This window comes from Larkinella ripae, from assembly GCF_054780775.1.
In genome coordinates this window covers 84,453-107,459 of sequence record NZ_BAAGVR010000027.1, presented here as the reverse complement: position 1 = coordinate 107,459, position 23,007 = coordinate 84,453, and the positions used below count along the sequence as shown (strand labels likewise).

The 23,007-nt window shown below is 57.1% G+C and carries 13 protein-coding genes; 4 read left to right on the top strand and 9 right to left on the bottom strand.

Translation table 11 applies throughout. The features are described 5' to 3' along the window. The coding region (locus ACYVHX_RS21790) for a family 78 glycoside hydrolase catalytic domain (protein WP_460673808.1) at window positions 1-3,990 on the bottom strand (3,990 nt) is incomplete at its 3' end. 492 nt (window positions 3,991-4,482) lie between these two features. On the opposite strand from ACYVHX_RS21790, the gene ACYVHX_RS21785 reads away from it, so the two are divergent. The 4 genes from ACYVHX_RS21785 to ACYVHX_RS21770 all read left to right on the top strand — a co-directional run bounded on the left by ACYVHX_RS21785 (window position 4,483) and on the right by ACYVHX_RS21770 (window position 11,842). Beyond that, complete coding sequence (locus ACYVHX_RS21785) at window positions 4,483-6,339, top strand: CHAT domain-containing protein (protein ID WP_460673807.1); 1,857 nt, start codon at window positions 4,483-4,485, stop codon at window positions 6,337-6,339. Window positions 6,340-6,342: 3 nt separating this feature from the next. Next, on the top strand, window positions 6,343-10,029 hold the full coding sequence (locus ACYVHX_RS21780) for an NACHT and WD repeat domain-containing protein (protein WP_460673806.1): 3,687 nt from the start codon (window positions 6,343-6,345) through the stop codon (window positions 10,027-10,029). An 86-nt stretch (window positions 10,030-10,115) separates the two neighbouring features. Then, a complete protein-coding gene (locus ACYVHX_RS21775; protein WP_460673805.1) occupies window positions 10,116-11,417 on the top strand; it encodes a caspase family protein in 1,302 nt (433 codons plus the stop codon). Beyond that, window positions 11,414-11,842, top strand: coding sequence for a hypothetical protein (locus ACYVHX_RS21770; protein WP_460673804.1), 429 nt, complete (start codon window positions 11,414-11,416; stop codon window positions 11,840-11,842). Before ACYVHX_RS21775 ends, ACYVHX_RS21770 begins: the two co-directional genes overlap by 4 nt. Window positions 11,843-11,961: 119 nt before the next feature. Here ACYVHX_RS21770 and ACYVHX_RS21765 read toward each other — a convergent pair whose 3' ends face one another. From ACYVHX_RS21765 to ACYVHX_RS21730, 8 genes are all read right to left on the bottom strand, one after another. Beyond that, window positions 11,962-12,945: a family 43 glycosylhydrolase gene (locus ACYVHX_RS21765; protein WP_460673803.1), complete on the bottom strand. Its 984-nt coding sequence runs from the start codon at window positions 12,943-12,945 to the stop codon at window positions 11,962-11,964. A gap of 72 nt (window positions 12,946-13,017) precedes the next feature. Next, on the bottom strand, window positions 13,018-13,692 hold the full coding sequence (locus ACYVHX_RS21760; RefSeq protein WP_460673802.1) for a DUF3823 domain-containing protein: 675 nt from the start codon (window positions 13,690-13,692) through the stop codon (window positions 13,018-13,020). A 9-nt stretch (window positions 13,693-13,701) separates the two neighbouring features. After that, a complete protein-coding gene (locus ACYVHX_RS21755) occupies window positions 13,702-15,585 on the bottom strand; it encodes a RagB/SusD family nutrient uptake outer membrane protein (RefSeq protein ID WP_460673801.1) in 1,884 nt (627 codons plus the stop codon). A gap of 13 nt (window positions 15,586-15,598) precedes the next feature. Next, the gene (locus tag ACYVHX_RS21750) at window positions 15,599-19,084 is read right to left on the bottom strand and encodes a TonB-dependent receptor (RefSeq protein WP_460673800.1); all 3,486 of its coding nucleotides are present in this window, start codon (window positions 19,082-19,084) and stop codon (window positions 15,599-15,601) included. Window positions 19,085-19,294: 210 nt separating this feature from the next. Beyond that, complete coding sequence (locus tag ACYVHX_RS21745; RefSeq protein WP_460673799.1) at window positions 19,295-20,395, bottom strand: FecR family protein; 1,101 nt, start codon at window positions 20,393-20,395, stop codon at window positions 19,295-19,297. A gap of 74 nt (window positions 20,396-20,469) precedes the next feature. Next, the gene (locus ACYVHX_RS21740) at window positions 20,470-21,102 is read right to left on the bottom strand and encodes an RNA polymerase sigma factor (protein ID WP_460673798.1); all 633 of its coding nucleotides are present in this window, start codon (window positions 21,100-21,102) and stop codon (window positions 20,470-20,472) included. 194 nt (window positions 21,103-21,296) lie between these two features. Continuing rightward, the gene (locus tag ACYVHX_RS21735) at window positions 21,297-21,938 is read right to left on the bottom strand and encodes an MBL fold metallo-hydrolase (RefSeq protein ID WP_460673797.1); all 642 of its coding nucleotides are present in this window, start codon (window positions 21,936-21,938) and stop codon (window positions 21,297-21,299) included. A 19-nt stretch (window positions 21,939-21,957) separates the two neighbouring features. Beyond that, on the bottom strand, window positions 21,958-22,659 hold the full coding sequence (locus ACYVHX_RS21730) for an SAM-dependent methyltransferase (RefSeq protein WP_460673796.1): 702 nt from the start codon (window positions 22,657-22,659) through the stop codon (window positions 21,958-21,960). Window positions 22,660-23,007 lie beyond the last annotated feature (348 nt).

Genomic DNA, 23,007 nt, shown 5'->3' with positions numbered 1-23,007 from the left:
CAGGGTAGTGGTAAACGCCAGGCCGACGGGAGCCGAGAGGGAAACCGGGTTGGGGGCCACGGGCGGCTGATTGACCGCGGGCGGATTGACTACCTGCACACTGACCGTCGTTGATGTAGAAGCTTTGCCGTCACTGGCCGAATAGGTCAGCGTGTAGGAACCAGCCTGGGTGGGCGTTCCGCTCAGCACCCGGTTTCCAGAATTAAAGCCTAAACCGGGCACCGAACCCGCCAGCGAATACGTCAGCGGCTCATTATCCGAATCGGTAAAAACCGGCAACGTCGTCGTAAACGCCTGGCCCATCGTTGCGGTCAGGGATGCGACCGTCGGAGTGGTCGGGGGCGCATTCGTCACCGGAGCCGGATTGACCGTGAGGCTGAAAACCGCCGTTGCCGTTGCGGTGCCGTCGGTGGCCGCATACGTCAGGCTAAACGTGCCGCTGGTCGTCGGATTGCCATTCAGCACGCGGTTGGCCGCGTTGAAACTCAAACCGGGTACGCTGCCCGTCAGGCTATAAGTCAAGGGGTCGTTATCCGGATCGGTAAAAACCGGCAGGGTGGTGGTATACGGCTGACTGGCGGTCGCCGGTGCCGAAGCAACCGTTGGAGCCAGGGGCGGGCGGTTTTCGGGCGGGGCCGTGGTCGCTTCGCAGGTCAGGGTTTTGGGCGCCCATTTCAGGACATAAACGCCATCGGCGCGGCCCCAGATCGTGTGCTTCCGGTTGTCTTTGAGATCGTCGGGCACCTTAAAGCTATACCCATGCGCGCCGTTGCCCTTCCCGGCATTTTTCAAGTCCTGCCGGAATTGATCGGCCGGCGTCGAACCGATGAGGGTGGCGGTTTCCAGCGTGGGACCGTCCAGAAACTCGATGGTTACGGCCAGGTTGGGTTTGGTGCGGAGCCAGGCCCAGCCCGTAATGCTGTCACAACGCACTTTATCCAGGTACCCATCGTAATTGCTGACATCGTGCGCTACCACCACCGTCATCACGGCGGTCGTCGAAGCGCCTTCAGTGTCGGTGGCTTTTACCAGCAGCGGATAAGTGCCCGGTTCGGTGGGTGTGCCGCTCAGTACGCGGGTGGACGCGTTGAAAGTCAGGCCCGGAACCCCGCCGTTGATGGCGTGCGTCACCGTGCCTCCTTCAGGATCGGTGAAGGCCGGAACGGTATAGGTGTAGGCTTTGCTCACCAAACCGGCCGGTGGGCTAAAACCGGGGGCCACCGGGGGGCGGTTTTCGTAATCCGACGGGGCCGATAAAAAATCATACGAACCGGAACCGACCTGAAAAACCGCCCGTCCGTCTTCCATGCGCAGAAACGTAACCCCCGGCGCATCCTCGGCCGCCTGATTTCCTTCCCGCACCGACGCCAGGTTATCCGCCGGAATCGACACCAGCGCCGTGGTGTTGCCGGGAACTGTGATTTTCCAGCGGAACTGCTGATTGCTGACCGTCCATTCGCTGGCGATGGAACCGTAGGCCGACGCATAGGTCGAATTGACCCGGTTCAGGTTGCCGATCGGAACCGGGCGCATCACAATGGATTTAAAACCGGCTTCCCCGGCTTTGATTCCCGCCAGATTCTCGTAGAGCCAGATGGGCAGGTCGCCCAGCAACATCACGTGGTTGAACGAATTCATCGACGATGGGGCCTTGTTGCCGTTCCACAATTCCCAGGTGGTCGTTGCGCCGTTTTGCACCATGTAACCCCAGCTGGGGTAGGCGGTGTTGGTGGCCAGCCGGTAGGCCAGATCGGCCCGGCCGTTGGCCGTTAGCGTCCGCATCAGCCACTGCGTCCCCACCACGCCCGTGCTGATGTGCCCGTTGTATTTGCCTTCAATGACGGCGGTGATCTGGCTGAAAACCGCATCCCGCCGGTCGTCGGGCACCAGTCCGCAGGCCAGCGCAACTACGTTGGCCGTTACCGTGTTGTTGCTGTACTGGTTGGTGCTGAGGTTCAGGAATTTCTGGTTAAAAGCCGTCCGGACCAGCGCGGCCCGGCTGCTGAACGCGCTCCGGTCGGCTTCATTGCCAGTCAGGGTGGCAAAGCGTTCCAGCAGCTTCAGCATGTGGTAATAATAGGTCGTATTCATCAGCGAACCGTCGGTTCTGCGGGCCGGATCTTCCGTTTTGATGATGTTCATGGTTTCCGGCGGCAGGGCCCAGTCGCCGTATTCATCGGGCTGCTGGATGTAATTCGTGCTGAATTTTTCCAGGTACGTCACCCATTTTTTCATCGACGCATAGTGCTTCCGAATCGGTTCGTCGTCGCCGAACTGTTCATACAACATGTTGGCAATGAAAACATACGCCGATGGCCAGGTGACGCTCGGCGTGTTGTATTTCCAGTACGTCGGCACAATGTCGGGAATGGCTCCGTCGGGTTTCTGGGCGCTCTCGATGTCGTCCAGCCACTTGGCATACAGGCTCTGGTTGCCAAACATGAAACTTTCGCCGGTGGAAACCATCGCCCGGTCACCGAGCCAGCCCTGCCGCTCGTCGCGCTGTGGACAGTCGGTGGGCATCCCCCGGTAATTGCCCCGAACCGACCAGAACGCATTGTGGTAAATCCGGTTCAGCAGGTCGTTGGAAGTAGTCAGGGTGCCGGTTTGCGGCAAATCATCGTGCACCACCCGGCCTTCCAGCGTTTGGGTGGTGGGAGTGCCCGGAAAACCGCTCAGTTCGATGTACCGAAAACCGTGGTAGGTAAAGCGCGGTTCCCAGACTTCCGCGCCTTCGCCTTTCAGCGTGTACACGTCTTTCGCTTCGGCCGACCGCAGGTTGTCGGTAAAGAGGCTGCCGTCGCTTTTGAGGATTTCCGAAAACCGCATCGTCACCTGAGTGCCGCGCGGACCCTGCACGTTCAGCCGTACCCAGCCCACCATGTTCTGACCCATGTCGAAGAGGTATCGGCCCGGTTCGAGTTGCCGCACCGAAACCGGCGTCAGGGTTTGCGTCACCCGGATGGGTGGGTTGGTCTGCGATTCGAGCCGACTGGCCGGGGCGCTGACCACCGGAGCCGCCAGCCAGCCGCTGGTGTTATACCCCGGTTTGTCCCAGTTGGTTAGCTCGCGGGTTGCGTCATATTCTTCACCGTCAAATTCGTTGTTGGCCCGGATGGGACCGTCGGCGGTGACCTTCCAGGTGTTGTCGCTGACAATTTTTTCGGTCGTGCCGTCGGTGTAGGTCACCTCGACCTGCAAGCGCATTTTGGGGTAGCCGTAGTGGGTGGTGGCCGGAATTTTGGGCAGCCCGACGCGAACGGCAAAATACCGCCCGTTGCCCAGCGTCATGCCAAACGCATTGTCGCCGGTTTGCAAGTATTCGGTAACATCATAGGTGTTGTACAAAACCCGTTTATCGTATTCCGTTGGTCCCGGTGCCAGCACGGCATCGCCGACTTTCCGGCCATTGAGCGAAAATTCGTATAAACCGACCCCACTGACGTAGGCGGTTGCCTGTTTGATGGATTTGGCCAGGGTCGCCTGTTTCCGGAAATACCGGGCCGACAGACGGGTGTTGATTGCCTTTGGCGCATCCCACTCAAAAGCCTGCTCCAGCCCGATCCACTGGGCCGTCCAGTCGTCTGATTGCAACAGGCCCATCGTCCAGCGCGCGGGTTGGCTCCAGGCCGACTCCACCCCGTCTTTGCTGCGTACTTTTACTTTCCAGTAGCAAACCTGGCGGCTGTTCAGGGACTGGCCGGCGTAGGAAACCCACTGGGACTGGTCGCTGGTGACCTCGCCCGAACTCCACAAATCACCCTGATTCTGGTTGAGTTTATCGAGCGATGACGCCACTAAAATCTGGTATTTTGCCTGTTTCAGACTGCGCTGGTTGCTGGTCAGAATCCAGCTTAGGCGAGGGGAAGATTTGGTAATTCCTTCCGGATTGGTCAGATTTTCCGTATGGAGGTCGGTAATCGAAAGGGTTCGCTGGGCGAGGGCCGGAAAGGAAAGGCAAAAGACTAATCCGTAAAGAATCCAATTCATAAGGTGATACGTTGAGGTCGTTCGATGCAATCGGTTTGGCCGCCGGTCGGAGTATATGGCCAGAGCCGGGTGACGGAATGGAAGATTAGTTGAATAATAATCAGACAGATGATGCCGTAACTTTTTTTCACTGATAAGTTACAACAATAGTTATTCCAAACTACTCCGCCGGACTAAAAGGAGGGCGTTTTTGCCGAAAACGGATCTGCTAATCTCTTATACGGTTTAAAAAATTCTATTTTATGTCGGAAAATAAATATACAAAATTACCGGAATCCTTAGCACTCAAATGCGCTCGGAAACGCTTTTCTAGTTTGTTTATCAGACGAATTAACGCGGGATTGGGAGTCGGTTTGGCGGACTATTTTGAATCCATGACGTAATTACTTACCTTCCAATCGCTGGAAGCGGTTTTAGAATTCGGGGTAATCCCTTCAAACCAAGTGACTTGCCTTCCAGACGGAGCGCGCCGTTCGTCGCTGTAACCACCCCATGGATACCCTGCTTTTCTGTTTTGCCAACGATCGGAATCACCCCCTGCCTGCGTTGCGGGATGAAGACGACGGCATTGACCGCTTGCTGGATTTGCGCAGTAGCAAAGGCCATTTTCAAAAAGTTCGGGAATCGTTTGCCACTACCGAGGCCGTTGCCGGCAAATTACTGACCTACCAGCAGACCCTGAGTCTGTTTCATTTTAGCGGCCACGCCGGAAGTACGGTTTTGCAACTGGAAGACTCCCCGGCGCGGGGCGCGGGCCTGGCCCAATTGCTCGGTCGTTGTCCGAATCTGAAGCTGGTTTTTCTCAACGGCTGTTCGACGCTCCAGCACATCCGCCTGCTGCTGGCCCAGAACGTGCGGGCGGCCATAATTGCCACCAGCACCCCCATCGAAGACCAGGCAGCCTCCCGGTTTGCCCTGAATTTTTACCGGGCGCTGGCCAATCAGCATTCGGTGGAAGAAGCGCTCGACAGGGCCCGGCTGAGCCTCCAGGTGAGCGAAGCCACGACGATTCAGGTGGTTGACCGGGCCGCGGTGGACTTTTCGGGTGAGGAAGTGAACCGGAACCTCTGGTATTTTCACCGCCCGTCTGACGAGGTCGCCCGCTGGGAGTTGCCCACGGTGGCCGAACCGGCTGCGGCCGACTACAAGCCCAATACGGGGTTGCGAAACGCCCTGTTCAACGCCCTGAACAAGTACGAACCCAGCCTGCGGGAGAAGTTTTTGCAGGTGGGCAAACAAGCCTCTGAATCGCAGATTCTCTGGGTCAACGACGCTATTCTGAGCCGGCTGCCGTATCCGATTGCCGAGCCGATCCGCCGGTTGTTTACGCCCCCGTTTACGCCCGAAGGCAAAAAACTGCCGATCCCGAGCACCCGCGAGCGTTTGCTGAACTACACGGCGCTGTTTGAATCGACGGTTGATCTGCTGGTCATTACGATGCTGGCGCAGGTGCTCGACCGCCTGATCCGGTACCGGAACGAAGGCGCTGAGCCGCCAATCACGGCCGAAACCAAGCAGGTCATTCAACGGCTGCTGACCGAAGGCTGGGCGAACCGGGCCCCCACGCAGGTGGCGCAGACCCTGAAAGGCCTGAACCGGTTTCTGACCGACAGCCAGATGGTGCTGTTTATTCCGGAAATGTACGAACTCGCCCGGCAGTTCGATGAGCAGGAGACGTTCTACGAATGCATGCTGTTTTTCGATGACCTACGGCGACGGCTGAACGACCGCGCGGGCCTGGATAGCATTCCGTCGCTTTGTCAGGTGGGCGAAGATCAACTGGTGGAGCTGTGTAAACAATTGGGATTCTGGGTCAACTACCAGCTCGAATCGTATAAAAACATCCGGGTGGTGCGGTTTTTTTACCGCCCCGAAGAATACAAACACGAAAAGGCGGTTTTGCGAACCACGCAGAATCCGTACGAAGACAAGTCTTTTCAGGAAATCAACATGCAGCACCCCTGGGCGTCGCAGTCGGTGCTGCTGGTGAAGGTAAACCGGGAACCTGCCGACGCCGAACGCGCTGATTTCCTGAACCTTTCGCCCCTGCTGATTGATCGGAATGTCTACATCAAAAGCAACGTCTTCGACCCCTACAGTTTTCATTCCGTGAACACCGGCTTGCTGCAATTCCGGCACATTGCCCGGCCCGAAGATGCCCTGATGACTGTGCCGTTCAGGCCGAACGAAACCGAAATACTGCAAAAACAGGATTTTACGGCCCTGCGCGAGCAATTCAGCACGGTGATGGCGCTGCTGGATTTGCCCGATCCGCTGGCAACGGCTGAAAATCAGGCCGTTGCCGAGCCGACGGATACCAACATCGACCTGCTTTCTTTGTCCGACTAACCCATGATTGCTCAACCGCCCGTCAGCAGCCCGTTTAAATTTCTCGACGCCTACACGGCCGCCGACCAAAACCGGTTTTTTGGGCGAAATACGGAACAAAACCGGCTGGTCGAACTGCTCTTCCGGTCCCGGCTGGTGCTGGTCTACGGCCCGTCGGGCACCGGCAAAACCAGCCTGGTGCAGTGCGGACTGGCCAAAGCCATTCCGGCTTCCGATTACTTTGCGGTGTCGATCCGTCGACGCGGGAATCTGCGGCAAACGCTGGTGACCACCCTGACCGGCATCCTGGAAGAAACCGCCCAGACCGATCCGGTTGCCCTGGTGGCCGAGTGCATTCGCTACGCCCTGCGTCCGATTTACCTTATTTTTGATCAGCTGGAAGAACTCTTTATCAGCGGTTCGGCCGACGAGCAGAACTGGTTTGCCGGTTTTCTGAAAGCCGTCGAGCAGTCGTCGCTGGCCTGCAAACTGGTGCTGGTCATTCGGGAGGATTTTCTGGCGTATCTCTATGGGTATGAGGATCAACTGCCCGGTTTGCTCGACTTCCGGATGCGGGTCGAAACCATGAGCGAGCAGAAGCTGAAGGAAGTGATTGTCGGGACGTTTAGCCAGATTGAGCACGTCAAGCTGGTGGACGAACCCCAAACCGTCGAGCTGATTCTGGAGAATAACCGGAGCGCGGGTAACACCTTTCAGTTGCCGTATTTGCAGGTTTACCTCGACCGGCTCTGGCGACTCGAAAACCAGAAAGAGCCCGAGCCTCCCGTGTGGATCAGCCCGGCGCTGGTGAACGAAGTGGGCCGGATCGACGATGTGCTAGAGGTGTTTCTGGCCGAACAGAAAAAAAACATCACCGCCCGGCTGAGTCCGGACGAAAAACCGGCGGTGAGTCTGGTGCTGGAAAGTTTTGTCACCTACGAAGGCACCCGGAGCGAACACCGGCTGGCGTCGCTGGAAGAAACCACGCGCCTGCCCGTTCCGTTGCTGGTGCGGCTGCTGGCCGACCTGGAGCGAACCCGGCTGATCCGGCGCGAAGAAGAAACCTACGAACTGGCCCACGACAGCCTGGCCAAAGTTATCGACAAAGGCCGGTCGGCGGAGCAGCGGCAGATCAACGACATCATCCGGCGGCTGAAAGATGCCTACCGGGAGTATTCGGAAAAAAAGAAAGCCGACGATCTGCTGCTGTCACCGCGCCGTCTGGCCGAAATTCAGTTGTACGAAAAAGCCATTCACGAAGAACTGGACCGCAGTCTGGACCAAACGGAAAGCGAAGCGAAGTGGCGGTACATCCAGGACAGCCGGGAATTCCACGAGCGGGAGCAACGGCGGGAGCTGGAAGAACAGCAGCGGAAAAATGCCCGTTTGAAGCGCACGGTGGCGTTTGTGTCGGTTTTGCTAGCCATTGCGCTGGCGTCGGTCTGGTTTGCGGTGAACCAGTGGAACAAAACCAACCGAACCCGCATCGTGTTGCAGGCCGACCGCATGGATCCCGTTCAGGCCCTGCTGACCGTGGCCGTGGCTTACGAACAGGACCCCAACGAACTCAACCGGAAATCGCTGTACAACCGCTTCTACAACCACCGGCTGTATGCGTCCAGAATCGAACTGGATGGCACCGCAATCCGGGATATGGATTTTTCGAAAGATGGGCGGCACATTCTGCTGGTGGCCGAAGACAACCGGGTGTTTCGCTGGGCCCCGACCGGCGCGGGAAAACACGGCGAGGGACTGTTCATTCCGGGCCGGTATCTGTGGGTGGAACTCTCGGACGACGGTCGGCAGGTGATGGCGCTGGTTGAGCCGGGCAAGCTGTTTTTCGGCGATCTGGAAACCCGGAAAGTCCGGCAAATTGGCCGGGACAGCACCATCCAGACGGCCTCGATTTCGCCGGATGGGCAGTCCGTACTGACGACGAACGAAGACGGTTTGGTCACCATCTGGAGCACCGACGGAAGCAAAGCCGACGATCTGAAGGCGGTTTCGCCGGTTGAACTGGCTGGTTTTTCGCCCGACGGACAAATGCTGCTGACCGTGCCGACGCTGGGGGGCGGCATCAACGCCGACGGCTCCAATCCCAACAAAAACGTGCAGATCTGGGACCGGTTTGGCCAAAAGATGCTGGATGCGCTGGAAATGCCCGATGCGGTTTTGTCCGCCGAAATGAACGCCGACGGTACCATTGTGATTATCAGCACGATGAATGGCCGGGTGTATCGCTGGGATCGGACGACCCGGGCGTTGCGACCGCTGCAACTGCTGAACAAGAATTTTCTTTTTCCGGAGGTGAAGCTTTCCGCCGATGGCCAGCGGATGGCCGCCGGGGTGGGCCAGGTGGTGTACTGGTGGGATGCCGCGGGGAAAGTGCTGGACACGCTGGCCTACGAACGGCGCATCCGAACCGTGGAGCTGTCGCCGGACGGCCTGACCACCCTGGTGAGTGTCGATACGGACGTCGAATTATGGGATGCCAGCAAACAGTTCAAGGGCAAGCTGTCGCACACGGCGGCCGTTTCGTCGGCGGTTTTTTCGCCCGATGGCCGCAGCATTCTCAGCCGAACGGAGGACGGAAAGGGGTATATCTGGAACCTGCGGGATGAGCGGCTGGTAGAATTGCCGCACCCCGAAGCCGTCCGTGATTTTGACGTGTCGGCGAACGGCGAATTTATTGCCACGTTGACGGATGCCAACTGGCTGTACCTCTGGGACCGGACCGGAAAACGGGTCGATTCACTGGCGACTGATTCAATCATGGATCAGGTTCTGGTGGCCGACCACGCGCGTTCGATTTTTGTCATCAACACCGGAAATGATGTCGTTTGCTGGAAACGGGCCGAAAAACGCCTGGTTCCGCTGGAAGGTGAAATCAGCGACTTTTCCGACGATCACCAGACGCTGTTGACGCGCACCAAAGACGGTAAAGGCCTTTTCTGGGATTCGAACGGCCGGCGGATTGATAGTCTGCCGGTTTCCATCCAGGAACAAAGGCCCTACTTGTCGAACAACGGACAGGCGGTTGTCCTCCGCTCGCGGGAAGGCAGGCTGTCGTTCTGGGACCGGAAGGTGCGGAAGCTGATCGAGCTGCCGGGCAAACAGGCCGCCGAAACCATTAGCTCCGACGGGCAGTCGATTGTGGGCCTGACGGTGGGCGTCACCGATCTGCTGTCGTTCTGGAATCCGCAAGGAGAGAAAACCGCAGCGTATCCGTTAAAAACCGGGCGGTTGTCCGGCGGAAACCGGCTTTCGGCCTTTCGGCTGTCGCCTTCCGGGGAATACCTGCTGGTGTTGCAATCCGGCGAAAATCAGGCGTTTGTCTGGAGTCAGAAAACCGGGGCGCTCCGGTATCTCAACCACAACAAAGTGATTGCCGTGGCCCAGTTTTCACCGGATGGTTCGCTCATTACCACGCTGCAAACCGAAGGCCAATCCATCTGGTGGAGCACCAGCGGGCAGCAGTTGCTGGCGTGGGGGGGCATTGTAAATCAGTACCGGTTTTCGCGGGATGGGTCGGCGTATTACACGGCCCAGAAGAGCCGGGTGCTGGCGTGGCCGGGGCCCAGCGCCATAATTTCCTGGATCGATCAGCACATTCCGGCGGATAAACGGAAGCAGGTTCTGGCCGATGTGCGGGAAGAACACCAGTTGCAAACCTCTTTTTGGCAGGCCATCTGGCAATCGTTTCGGAATTAAACCGGGAAATCCGCCTGTTGCTCAAAAACTCTTTGTATCCGAAAAGCCGATTACGTACCTTAATTGACAGAAAACGTGTTTATGCTATGAAAGTTACCGTTGGCCTGGTGTTGATTTTCCTGTGGTTCGCGCGCCTGCCAACGCACGCCCAATCGCTGGTGGAACCGGTTGTTCAGTTCAGGAACGATTCGATTCCGGCGATGGCGTTCAGTGTGACGGGTTCCGGGCGGCATTTCAACCGGTTTTATCCGGTCGATGTGGAAGCGCTCAAAGTCCGCATCGGCGACACGCTGCAGGTGAAGGTGACACCCATCAAATCGAACCGCAACCTGATCATTTCCGTCCGAAACTGTTACGGCAACTGCACCATCGACGAAAAAGCGTCCAGTGGATCAAAAACGGATGCCTATTCGGTTTTGACCGCCAACATCGATACCCTGAAGGACTTAACGCTGAAAGTGCCGATAACGCCCACCGTGACCTACAGCGACAATACCGGCCGGAAACTGACGCTGGACAATGCCGGGCTGAAAGTCATCTTCGTGTACCTTTCAAACCCGAACATGGCGCTGGCCGAGTACGACTTGCAACTGTCGCTGATTCGGCGCGCGGCCCGCAACAACGACTACCCGCTGCCTGCCAAAATCAAGCGCCCCACAAGGGCCACCGCCCGGTATCATGCCGTGCTGATCGGCATTAACGATTACAGCGACACGCGCATCAAACTCAACCGCCCCCGCAGCGACATCGGCCGGCTGGACAGCGTGCTCCGGCAGCAATACGATTTTACGTCGATCATCCGGTTGCCCAACGCGACCAAGAAAATGGTGAAAGATACGCTGACGGCGCTTTCGTACCGGCTGCTGAGCGACGACAATCTGCTGATTTTCTTCGCCGGGCACAGCGTCAGCACCGACGAAAACAACGGTTTCTGGGCCTTGCAGGACACCCGCCAGGAAGACCTCGACAGCTACCTGTCCAATGCTTCGCTGGTGTCGATTCTGAACGAGATGCGCACGCAGCACCTCTTGCTGGTGGTCGATGCCTGCTACGGCGCTACGGTGGTTTCGTACCAGGTGATGACCAACCAGAAGCTGCAAACCTGGGACGAAAAATACACCCAGAAAAGCCGGAAAGCGATGAGTTGCAGTTCGCTGGAGGAGGTGCCCGACAACAGCGTGTTTCTGGATTATTTCATCAAGCGGCTGGCGGCCAACGAGGAGGACTATCTGTCGTCGGAGGAACTCTTTGAAAGCCTCAAATACCCGGTCCACAACAAAACGCAGATTCGGCAAAAACCGACTTACGGCCACATCAAAGGGGCTACACCGGGCGCGGGCGATTTTTTGTTTAAACGAAAACCGGGCCTGGCCCTGCGGGAGAAATGAGGTGGCTCCTGTTCATCGGTTTTCTGGGGTGCGGACTCCGGGCGGTGGCCGCCCCGGTTTGGGCGGATTCCACCCGGACGAAAGGGGACACGCTGGAAGTAAGCTACATCAAAGTTTTTTTTCTGGACCCGTCCGTGCCGGATTCGAGCCGCAAGGTGACGATCAGTTACAGCCAGAAAAGCGTCATTCTGGTAAACGATTACGCCAAACCGGCAACGCTCGAAATCAGCAAGGATCTGAAGCAGTGGACGCCGTTTACGATCAACGCCAGCAATGTGAGCATCTACCCGACCAACAGTGCCCAGTTGTTTGTGCGGCTGAAAACCGATCCGGCTCGTAGCAACCGCTACACCGTTCGCCGGGGAGCGCGCTACCGGATTTACCTCGGTGCCGATGGCAAGCTGGCGCTGAATCCGGAAGACTGAATTTAAAGAATATTAAATGTAGAATGGTGAATGTTGAATGTAAAAGTGCCGGATGTAACTCCCTTTTACATTCACCATTCTACATTTTACATTTATTTCCGGGCGTCTGTCCTGCAACATTAAAGCTTCGCTTTCGGCCAGCCGCTGGCATCCCATTCCAGCGGGCGGATGAGGAGTTTGGATTTGCCGTTGTCGGCGGCATCGTAGCCGTGAAAAATCAGGTAATCCGTGCCGTCGAAAGTGCCAACTGCATTATGCCCAACGCCGTGCCAGCTCGCGTTGCCCTCCACCACCAGCGTTCCGCCCCCGAATACCATCTTCTTTCCGTCCTGATCCAGGTACGGGCCGGTTATTTTTTCCGAGCGACCCACCATGACTTTGTACGTGCTTTTCGGGCCTTTGCAACAGAGATCGAACGAAACGAAGAGGTAGTAAAAACCGCCTTTCCGAAACAGAAACGGCGCTTCGATGGCACCGTCGTTGGCCGGTCCGTTGGCCCCTGCGCTGCGCTGGCGGCTGGCGAGGGTGTGCCATTCGGGCGGGGCGTCGGCAAGGGCGCTCAGGTCGTCGCGCAGCCGGACGAGTTTAATGCCGTCCCAGAACGACCCGAACGCCAGCCAGGGTTTGCCGGTCTCATCGACCAGTAAATTGGGGTCGATGGCGTTCCAGTTGTCGCGGCCCGGCACCGATTGCACGATCAGGCCGTGGTCGGTCCAGCGGTAATTCGGGTCGTTGGGGTGCAGGGTTTTGTTGGTGGCCAGCCCAATGCAGGAGGTGTTTTTGCCAAACGCCGAGACGGAATAGAACAGGTAATACCGGCCGTTGTGAAACGAGATGTCGGGCGCCCAGATGTGGTTCTTAAACGTCGGTACGGCTTTGACGGCCCAGTCGGGAGCCTGCTCAAAAACCGGCTTTTCCCGCTTCCAGTTAACGCGATCGTTCGAGGACCAGATCGCAATGCCCCGACCCGTGGCAAACGCATAGTAGGTGCTGTCCTGCCGGATCATCACCGGATCGTGAACCGGAATCGGGGCGGGGGCCGGTTGCGCCCGGTTTTCCGTACCAATAAGAAATAAAAAGGCTAGAACCAGGACGGTTTTCATAGGCGTATCATGACGAATCCAGAGTCAATCCCAACGGGGTTAGCCGTCTCTGGTTGGGGATTGATGCATTCTTCACTGAATTTTCTGAACCGGTGTATACAGCAGTTCGGCAACGCCCGTAGCCTTGACGCCCACCCGGGCGTAAAAATAGGCGCGGGTGCTAACGGCTGCGGGCAGGGGGTAGTTGATGCTGAGTTCTTTGGTCAGATCAGCCAGAGCCGCCGTGGGAATGTTGATGCTGCCCACGTTGTTGTTCACGTCCACGTACTGCGTAGTGCCGACATACACCGTGACTCGTTCGATGGCGCGGGTGGTCAGCACCGGGTCGACTTTGCAGGAAACCGTCAGGGCCGTGCCGCTTTTCTGAAACTTCTCGTTTTTGATGGTGAAATACGGCTGCACCGGTACGTCAATCGTCGCCGAACCGCGTACCTGTACCTCGATGGTGTCGGTATTGTCGACCCACGGCCCGTTGCCCCGCAGCCGCACCAGCTTGTAATCGCCGTCGAACAGCGAGGCCGAAAACGTGCCATCCTGCGCGATGTGCAGCGGAATTTTCGAGAAAAGCTGAAAACCGCGTTGCCAGAGTTCCAGTTGGACGCCGTTGGAACGAACGCCAACGGGTGCGTTCTGGTACACCACCCGCCCGCTCAGCGTCGATTTGGGGGGGGCAAAATTATCTTCCTTGCAGCCCGCCAGCAGAAAACCGGCGGTAAAAACCGCGATGATTACGTTGCTCAGTTTCATAGCCTACGATCAGTGAAAGGGGTTGCGGACAATTTTCGGATTGTTGTTGATCACCACCTGGTCGATGGACGAATAATAATTACCCATCTGGAAAAGCCGGGGTGTCCGGAAGCGGGGCGCAACCAGCTTGACGAACACGTACTTGCCGTCGCGCGGGTTGCCGGGCCGGACGATGCGGTAGGGGTACAGCGCATACATCATAGCGTCCGGATTGCTGGTGCTGCCGTTCCAGACCTCGTGGGCAATCCGCCAGCGCTTGAGGTCCCAGACGCGGTGGTCTTCAAACGCCAGTTCGACCCGGCGCTCGTTCTGAATACGGGCGAGGGTCAGCGTTTTGAGGCTGTTGGCGCCAAAACCGGCCCGCTCCCGCACCCGGTTGATGTGGGTCAGGGCGTCGGCGGTCTGGCCGAGTTCAAAGGCGGCTTCACCCGCATTCAGCAGGATTTCGCCCAGCCGAAACCGCACCCACCACATGTCGCTCCGAATGCCGCGCGTGCTCGACATCGGCGCGGAGTCGATGTATTTGCGGAGGTAAAAACCGGTATTGGACACTTCCGTCTGCGACCGCTGCGGCCCCGACGAACCCGTCAGCAGTTTGCCGTCCGTGTGCAGCGACCCCAGCGTGCTCGATTCAAGGGTTTGGTAACCGGTGCCGTTCCAGACCATCACTCCGGCCTGAATCTGAACATCCAGCCCTTTGAACGTGGTGCCGGGGTAAACAACGGTGCCGTACAACCGGGCATCTTTGTTGGCAAACACATCGGCAAGGGTGTTGTAGTAGATGTAGTCGGCGTCGTTGGCGGTGCGGGTTTTCAGTTCGCCCGACGTACCATCCAGGTATTCAAAATCCTCAACCAGATTCAGCGTGGGCGTGATGTTGGACGACGACAGGTTGTCTTCGCGGATGTTGCGGGCAATGTTGTCGTAACTGAACCCGTGCCGTTTGTCTTTCGAAACCAGAAAATCCTGGGCCAGAATCACTTCCGGATTGTTCGCCTTTTTGGTCACGGCTTCGTAGAAATTCTCGCCCAGGTTCGGATTGGCTTTGTAGAGCGAATACGGTCCGCTGGTAATGATCTCCTTCGATGCTTCGAGCGACTTGGTGAAATAGTCGGTGGCCCGGGCCGCCGGAATGCCGACTTCACCCCCCGGCGTGCTGATCGGCGCGCCCATCAGGTTGTTGTATTTGGCGATGGAACCGGCGTACAGCATCGCCCGGCTTTTCAGCGCCAGGGCCGTAAACTTGTTGGCGCGGGTGTTGCTGCCCCCGTTGCCCAGTTGGTCTTTGATGGCATCGAGTTCCGTCGCAATGAAATCGTACACCTCGGCTTCCTTGTTGCGGGGCTGCTGCAAATACGAGGGATCTCCGCTGAAATCATAGATCAGTTGCTTCGCTACCAGCGGCACCCCGCCCATGCGCTTTACCATCTCAAAGTATTCGTATGCGCGCAAAAACCGTAACTCGGCCGTAAACTGGGTTTTCTGGGCCGCGGGCAGGGTGGTGCTGAATTTTTCGATGTTTTCGAGCGCCAGATTGATGTCGCGGATCAGGCCGTAATCCCACAGCCGCCAGCGGTCAAAACCGTACGAAATGATGTTGTTGCGGGCGTCGTCGTTGCCCGACCACATGGCCTCGTCGTAGGCGGCAAAATCCTGCCAGCCCTCCCGCACCGGAACGGTGGCCGCGGTGGAGGCTCCGTGACTCAGGTCGACGTGCCAGGCCAGCCGGTCGTAATAATTGGCTAACAGGCTGGTAATGAGTCGGGAGTCGTTCCAGACCTGCTCCTCCAGAATGACGTTGGGGGCCTGTCGCTCCAGCCAGTCTTCCTTTTCGCAGGACGATAACGGGAACAGGGATGCCGTGAAAATCAGGTATTTATAAATGCGTTTCATGAGATTGCCGGAATTAAAAGGTGACCTGGATACCGGAATTGTAAAGCCGTTGCTGCGGATAAACCAGCGCGCCGTTTGAGGAAACTTCCGGATCGATTTCGAATTTCTGAAGGTTGTCGATCGAGAAGAGGTTGGTGCCGTTCAGGTAAACGCGCAGATTGGAAACACCGAATTTTTTGGTGAACACCTGGGGCAGCGTGTAACCCAGTTCCACGTTCCGCAGCCGGACATAGCTGACGTTGGTGGTCCAGAAATCGTTGCGTTTGTTGTAATTGTTGTGGCTCGGACTGTCTTTCCGAACGGCCGGAAACGTGCCCGGAACCCACGGACTGTCCACATTGAACGGGTCGGCGTGGTGCCAGCGGTCTTCAAACATGTAATGGGGAGACGTTCCGTTGTTCTGAAACGGAATTTTCATCTCCACCTCGCGCCGGAAACTCTGGAAACTCCCGCCCGAAAAATCGACCAGCAGGTTGAAACCTTTGTAGGCCAGACTGCCGTTGATCCCGAAACTCAGGTACGGGTTGGCGCCCTCGGCGTAGCCAATGGGTCGTTCGTCGAGGCCGTTGATGATACCATCGCCGTTGACATCCTTGTAAATAAAGTCGCCGGGAAGCTGCGTCCGGTTGCCCTGGCCGTCGTTATCGACCTTGTAATCATCAATTTCCTGCTGCGACTGGAACTGCCCGACCACCTCATAGCCCCAGTTGACGTTCGCCCAGCGGTCGACCCGCGAGTTGCGGTATTCGTCCCAGGCGTTGCCGAAGCGGGGTTTGTACTGGCTCAGGTCACGAACCCGCGCCAGCGTCGCATTCACGCCAATCGAATACTGAACGCCTTTGACGGTTCCCTGGTGGGCCAGAATCCCTTCAATGCCGCGCGTTGCGTCCGAATTCAGGTTTTCCTGCGGGAGGGTGTAGCCCACTTCGCTGGGCAGCAGCACGTCGTAGCGGGCCGCCGGCAACCCGTTCCGGCGCCGTTCAAACACGTCGAATTCGCCGGTCAGCTTGCCGTTGAACATTGAAAAATCGATCCCGATGTTTTTGGTAATGTTGTTAACCCACGACAGCGAGGTAATGGGCAGACCACGCGGCTGGATTGCCGTAGTGAGGTTGCCGTTGAAAACCGCATTCGGACCGGTAGTCGGGGCCCAGGTGTAGCCCGGCAGGTAGCTGAACGGCGCGACAATGAAGGCATCGTTGAGCAGATCGGCCCCGGTTTTTCCCCACGACACCCGCAGTTTCAGATCATCGAAAACGTTGCCCAGTTTGTCTTTGAAAAACGGTTCTTCCAGCACCCGCCAGCCCGCCGAAACCCCCGGAAAAAAACCGTAGCGCTTGCCGGGCGCGAACAGGAATGAACCGTCGTAGCGGCCCACGGCTTCGAGCAGGTACTTCTGTTTGTAATTGTAGTTGACCCGCCCGATGTAGCCGGCCCGCGCAATCACGTCCCAGGTGTCGATCAGCAAATCCTGGTTGGCAAAATACTGGATCGGAATGTAGTTGTTGGGCGGCACCGTATGCACCACCAGGTACTTGTTGTCCGTGTCCGACCGCTCGTAAGCCGCCACCGCCGACAGGCCGTGATCCCCGAATTTCTGGTTATAACTCAACTGAAACTGCAAAAACCGGTCGACGATGTTGCGCTTCCGGCGCTCGCGCCAGGGATTCTGGTTGCCCCCGCCCGGCACCACGTTGTAGGCGTCGGTTTTGGCGTCGTAGGTGTAGGCGTCGTAGGTATACTCAAACCCGTTGAAATCGAAATTTGTGAAATTGTAGGAGTACGTTGCCTTGGCCTGCAGGCCGAAATCGAAATCATACTGGGCGTAAAAATTGCCCTTGATTGCCCGCCAGTATTCGTCGATGTACCCGGTAATTTCCTCTTTATACGTGGCCGGATTGACGTTAACGTTGTGGGTCTGGTTGATGTATTTCGGGTTGTCGTTGGCGTAGGGCCGCTCGGTGGGCCACATTGTGAAAATGCTCAGAAACGGGTTGAAGTAATCGTCAAGGCCCGGAACGCCGGTCTGGTGCCGGAACTCGATCCGGCCGCTGAGCTGGGTTCCGACCCGTAAGCCTTTCGTCAGACCGGCATCGACGTTGGCCTGGAAGTTGGTCCGGCTGAACTTGTAATCTTCGATCAAAGCCGCCTGATCGAGGTGGGTGGCCGAGATGAAGTAATTAACGTTTTCCGAGCCGCCCGATGCGCTGGCGTTGAACGAGTACTGCGGCACGTTCGGGCTCATCACCATGCTGTAATAATCGAAACTCTGGAAACCTTTCTCTGTGCCGACGCGCCATTTTTCCAGCTCTTCGGGCGTAATGGTGGTTTTGATACCCCGGTTTTGGTCCGATTCGGCCAGCGCCCGCACGTGCTGGTAGGCATTGGCTGGTTTGGGGTAGCGCGTGAACTTCTGAATGCCGTAATAGCCCGAGAGGTTGATGGCCGGTTTGCCGACGCGCCCTTTTTTGGTGGTGACCAGCACCACGCCGTTGGCCGCCCGCAGGCCGTAAATGGACGCAGCCGCATCTTTCAGAATCGAAATGTTCTCGATGTCGCTTTGCCCCAGGTTGTTGAACTGCCCCGCATCGGCCGGAATCCCATCGATGACAAACAGGGGCGTTCCCATGTTCCGAACCTGAATGGTGGTTGAAGCGCCGGGCCGGGCGTCGGCCTGCCGGGCCGTAATGCCCTGAATTTTACCCACTAAGGCCCCGGAAGTTGTCACCGCCGGGGTGCGAATCAGATCCTGCGCCCCGATGGAGCTAATGGCCCCGCTGATGTTGCCGCGCGACTGGGTACCGTACCCGATCACCACCACTTCGCCCAGCGCCTGGGTGTCGGCCAGAAGCTTGATCGTCAGCTTCGCAGCGGTTCCAACGGTCACTTCCTGCGTCTGAAAACCCACAAAACTGAACACCAGCACGGCACTCGGGTCGGGCACGCTGATCTGGAATTCGCCCTGCGCATTGGTGGTGACGCCCCGCGTGGTGTTTTTGATGACCACGTTAACGCCGGGCAAGCCGTCGCCTTTGTCGTCCGTCACCCGTCCGGCTACGGTGATTTCGGCCGCGGAGGCTTCCGGTTTTGCCAGATCCGGAGCCGAGTCGGTTTTGAGGTTTTCGGAGGTGGCATCCGGTTTTTTGACCAGAATAATCTGTTTGCCGGAAAGTTCGTAACCGAGTTTCAGGGGCGCCAGAAGCCGTTCCAGCAGGTCGCTGAGCCGTTCGTTGGTGGCATTAATCGAGATTTTTCGGCGGGAATCCACAATCTGGGCGCTGTAGACGAAGTGCGTATTGGCGGCTTTTTCAATATCGCTCAGGACGCTTTTCACTTCCCGATCGGTGACTTTCAGGCTGATCCGCCGTTCGAGCAGTTCCTGGGCGTTGCCCGAAAACCCATACGAAACGCCGATCAGCGACACACTGAGCAGAATCTGAAACAGGGAAGTCCTCAGAACCAACCAGCGATCGATGGTTAGTTGTGTAAATTTTTTCATAATTTGGAAAGTTTTTGTTCTGACCTGGAAAAAGAAAAGGGCAAAAACAATCCCGCCATCTTCTAAAAAGGATGGTTTAAAGCCCGGGATTTGTCGGCCGACGGTGTTGCAGCATCGTCGGCTTCTTTCAGTTCGGCATCACTCAGGTTGGCATAGGCGCGAAAGGTTTAGTAAGTAAAAATCGTTGAGTACGGTCATTCTCCCGGTGGTTCAGCCGCAGCCCGCACTGCTGACCAGAATCTGGCCGTCCAGAACCGCATACGACGCGCCGATGGCCCGGCAAACCGCACTTAGTTTTTCGAAAAGTCCGCCTTCTTCCAGCGTCGCCGTTACCGTGCAGGGCTTGAGAACGGCTGGGTCAAATTCGATGCTGATTCCATAAACCAGTTCCAACTGGCCAAACACCTCGGCAATCGGGGTTTCGTCATACCGAAAGTAACGACCTTCCGGAATGGCCTGGATGGCCTGCGGTTTTTTGACCAGGGACTTCCGAAACCGCTCTTCCTTCCGGGAAAAGATCACCTGCTGGTTAGGCGTCAGCAGCACACCATGGTCCGGAGGGGCGGTTTTTTGATGGGCGGGTTGGCGGGCGAAAACCGATACTTTGCCGGTTTGAACCACCACTTGCACCACTTTCTCGTCGCTAACCGACCGAACGGAAAACCGGGTGCCCAGCACCTGGGTCACAATTTCGTCGGCGTACACAAAAAACGGCCGGTTCGGATTGCGGACCACCGCGAACGTGGCTTCACCGGTCAGATACACCTCCCGTTTATCCACCGTGAACGGGTCGGGAAAACTGATGCGCGCCCGGGGGTGTAGCCAAACCGTGCTGTGGTCGGGCAACTGAAGTTTCAAAAGCCGGCGGGTTTCGTTTACCCGTTCGACCAGCGATACCGGGGCGTTTTGCGTCAGGGCCTGGTACGTCAGCGGTTTTTGCGCCGAAAGCTGGTGTTGCCAGACCTGCCAGCCCAGACCAGCAACCAGTAAAATAAGGGCCGCCCACCCCAGCGGCTGCCACCGAAGCGGCCGCGCGACGGGGAGAGCAAGCTCCACCGGTTTTTCAATTTCCGCCCGATTCAGCGTCCGGGTTACGAACTGGTGCAGATCAGGGTCGGATAAGGCCCGGTCGCGCACCTGCAGGGAGGCTACCACGGTTCGGGCCAGCCGGAGATCCGCCACCCGGTCCGGATTGGAAACCTGCCAGATGTACCAGAACGCGTCGCTTTCCGGCGTGGGGTGCATCACCCAGTTCCGAAAGGATTCGTTCCAGATTAATTTCTCAATATTTTGGGAGTCGTGCTGCGGCATCCAATCACAGGTCGGCAATTTAGAACTACCAGAGACCGGACGCTGGGGTGGATACTCATTTTACTCCAAGTTTTTTATAAAATCGTGCTAAAAGCAGGCGATTCGACAAGCAGGTTGAGCAGCGAGATACAAAAAAATTCGGCTTTCCACTGCGACTTTAACTGCTTGATGGCGGCCTGCAGCAGGTTGGAGACGGATTGGGGCGCAATGCTCATGACTTCCGAAATGTGATCGCGGTCCAGCTCCTGAAAAAATTTCAGGTAAACGACTTCCTGCTGCCGTTTGGGCAATTGCTCGATCAGGTGTTTGACCCGAAAGACCACGCTGCGGGCGGTTTCGTCTTCGACCAGATTTTCCTCCACCGAAAATTCGACCGAAAAATGCTCCACGGTATCAAGCGGAGTGCCGGACAACCAGCGCCGGTGTTCGAGGGCGCGGTGAATGCGTCGGCGGAGGGACGCCAGCAGGTAGGCTTTCACCACCACGGTCTGGTTGAGCGTTTCCCGTTTCTGCCACAAGTCCAGAAAAAGGTCCTGAATACAATCTTTCACGAATTCATCGTCGCCGGAATACTTGCTGCCGTAGGCGAAAAGAACCCGGCTGTAGGTGACCAGCAGGGTTTCAAACGCCAGACTATTGCCGTTGGTAAACCGTTGCCAAAGGTCCAGTTCATCGGACAAAACCGGGGTTTTATTCAGTATAGTCATGGCTTACCCTTTCTAGTGTTTTAGAAGACGCCTGGTATACCAAATATAAAATATTATCCCAATCCTTAAAAATAAGTTACAATATATGTTAAAATAGTGCTATAATTGGTTAAAAGATAGGTGCAAGGGAAAAGGTGAAGCGGGAATTGTCAGGCAGGAGTGCGGTGCGGCACCGGGCAACAAACCGCGGTTTTTTACAGACGGGCAAACGGGTTGGTTTTCTTTTCGTACCCTATTGTTGTCGGGTCCGAGTGGCCGGCGTAAACCGTAAAGTCGTCGGGCAGGGTGTACAGCTGCGTCCGGATGCTGTGGACGAGGGTTTCAAAGTCCGAAAGCGGAAAGTCGGTACGGCCCACGCTGCCCCGAAACAACACATCCCCCCCGATGACAAACCGGTCGGCCTGGTTGACAAACGCGACATGACCCGGCGCGTGGCCCGGCACAAACCGGACCTCCAGCTGCGCGTTGCCAAATTCAACGGTCTGTCCGGCTTCCAGGAAATGATCGATTTCAGCTTCTTCGTAAGCCATAAACCCGTAGTGCGGAGCCAGCACCTGATTGGCTTTCCAGACCGGCAGATCACTTTTGTGCAGGTACAAATCGATGGCGTAAGTCCGTTTGACGAAGGCGTTGCCCAGCACATGGTCGATGTGGGCGTGGGTGTTCAGCAACTTAACCGGCTTGAGGTTGTGCTGCGCAATAAAACCGGTCAGGGCTGCTTTCTCGTCCGGATCGTAACAACCGGGGTCGATGATGATGGCTTCGCGCGTTTCATCGAATAAAATGTAGGTGTTTTCGGCAAGCGGGTTGAAGACAAAAGTTTCTACCTGGACCATACAGTTGAACGTTAAAACATTAAAGAATCAAAAACAGACTCGGTTTTTTGTGCAAATCCGGGGTTTGTGTTTTCCAGTCGCGAATGCTCAGCGTCCGGACCAGCTCGTCGGGGGCCGTTAGGTTGCAGGCCACACACAGGCGGGTGTCGGGGCTGCAGGTTGCCAGAATATCCGCCAGCAACTGGTTGTTCCGGTAGGGGGTTTCCATGAAAATCTGGGTCTGCTGACGTTTGCGGGCGTCCTGCTCCAACTGCCTGATTTCCTGGACCCGGGCCGGTTTTTCGATGGACAGGTAACCGTGGAAAGCAAACGATTGGCCGCTCAGGCCCGATGCCATCAGCGCCAGCAGAATCGAGGAGGGCCCCACCAGCGGCCGCACCTGCCAGCCCGCCTGATGGGCCAGCCGCACCGCCACCGCCCCGGGATCGGCCACGCCGGGGCAACCGGCTTCCGACAGAATGCCCGCATCCCGGTTTTGCTGTTTCAGGCTCTGAAGCTGCTGGCGGGTGTCGGTTTCGGGCGTGTCTTTGTGAAGGTCGAAAAACGTCAGTTCATCAATCACCACGCCGGTTTTCAGGCTGCTGATAAACCGCCGGGCCGTGCGTACGTTTTCGACAAAAAACACCGGCGTCTGGCCGATGACCGCGCGAATTTGCGGAGACAAAACCTGATCGGCGGTGTGTTCGGCCAGCACCGTCGGAATAAGATACAAAACCGGCATGTTCTCAGGATCGCTGAATAGACAGCCTGCAAACCTAAACAAGTTGCAACACTTCCCGGTTTCTGTCTAAAATTTCTGCTAAATAAACTGGAAGTAATCCTAGATTACGGGCTTCGGCCCGATATAGTGTTCACTCCCGAGGCTGCGGCTGAATACGCTCAGTTGGCAACGTCACGCTCGAAATTTGGTCCCACGCGGGAGTATCGCCAAACCCGAGAACCTTGCCCTGCCAGAAACAAAAAACCGGTCTGCTGAAAAGACCGAAAAGCCGGGCTTCGGCCGTCGGTGGTCGGTATTGGGTCAGGTTCGAGCCGCAGCCGACTTTCCGGTAAATAAAGAACAAAATAC

Bases quoted from the DNA above. Each gene is read 5' to 3' on its own strand.
- ACYVHX_RS21760 (WP_460673802.1), bottom strand. From the start codon at position 13,692: ATGAAACTGAGCAACGTAATCATCGCGGTTTTTACCGCCGGTTTTCTG.
- ACYVHX_RS21785 (WP_460673807.1), top strand. From the start codon at position 4,483: ATGGATACCCTGCTTTTCTGTTTTGCCAACGATCGGAATCACCCCCTG.
- ACYVHX_RS21750 (WP_460673800.1), bottom strand. From the start codon at position 19,084: ATGAAAAAATTTACACAACTAACCATCGATCGCTGGTTGGTTCTGAGG.
- ACYVHX_RS21775 (WP_460673805.1), top strand. From the start codon at position 10,116: ATGAAAGTTACCGTTGGCCTGGTGTTGATTTTCCTGTGGTTCGCGCGC.
- ACYVHX_RS21755 (WP_460673801.1), bottom strand. From the start codon at position 15,585: ATGAAACGCATTTATAAATACCTGATTTTCACGGCATCCCTGTTCCCG.
- ACYVHX_RS21770 (WP_460673804.1), top strand. From the start codon at position 11,414: ATGAGGTGGCTCCTGTTCATCGGTTTTCTGGGGTGCGGACTCCGGGCG.
- ACYVHX_RS21735 (WP_460673797.1), bottom strand. From the start codon at position 21,938: ATGGTCCAGGTAGAAACTTTTGTCTTCAACCCGCTTGCCGAAAACACC.
- ACYVHX_RS21740 (WP_460673798.1), bottom strand. From the start codon at position 21,102: ATGACTATACTGAATAAAACCCCGGTTTTGTCCGATGAACTGGACCTT.
- ACYVHX_RS21765 (WP_460673803.1), bottom strand. From the start codon at position 12,945: ATGAAAACCGTCCTGGTTCTAGCCTTTTTATTTCTTATTGGTACGGAA.
- ACYVHX_RS21730 (WP_460673796.1), bottom strand. From the start codon at position 22,659: ATGCCGGTTTTGTATCTTATTCCGACGGTGCTGGCCGAACACACCGCC.
- ACYVHX_RS21780 (WP_460673806.1), top strand. From the start codon at position 6,343: ATGATTGCTCAACCGCCCGTCAGCAGCCCGTTTAAATTTCTCGACGCC.
- ACYVHX_RS21745 (WP_460673799.1), bottom strand. From the start codon at position 20,395: ATGCCGCAGCACGACTCCCAAAATATTGAGAAATTAATCTGGAACGAA.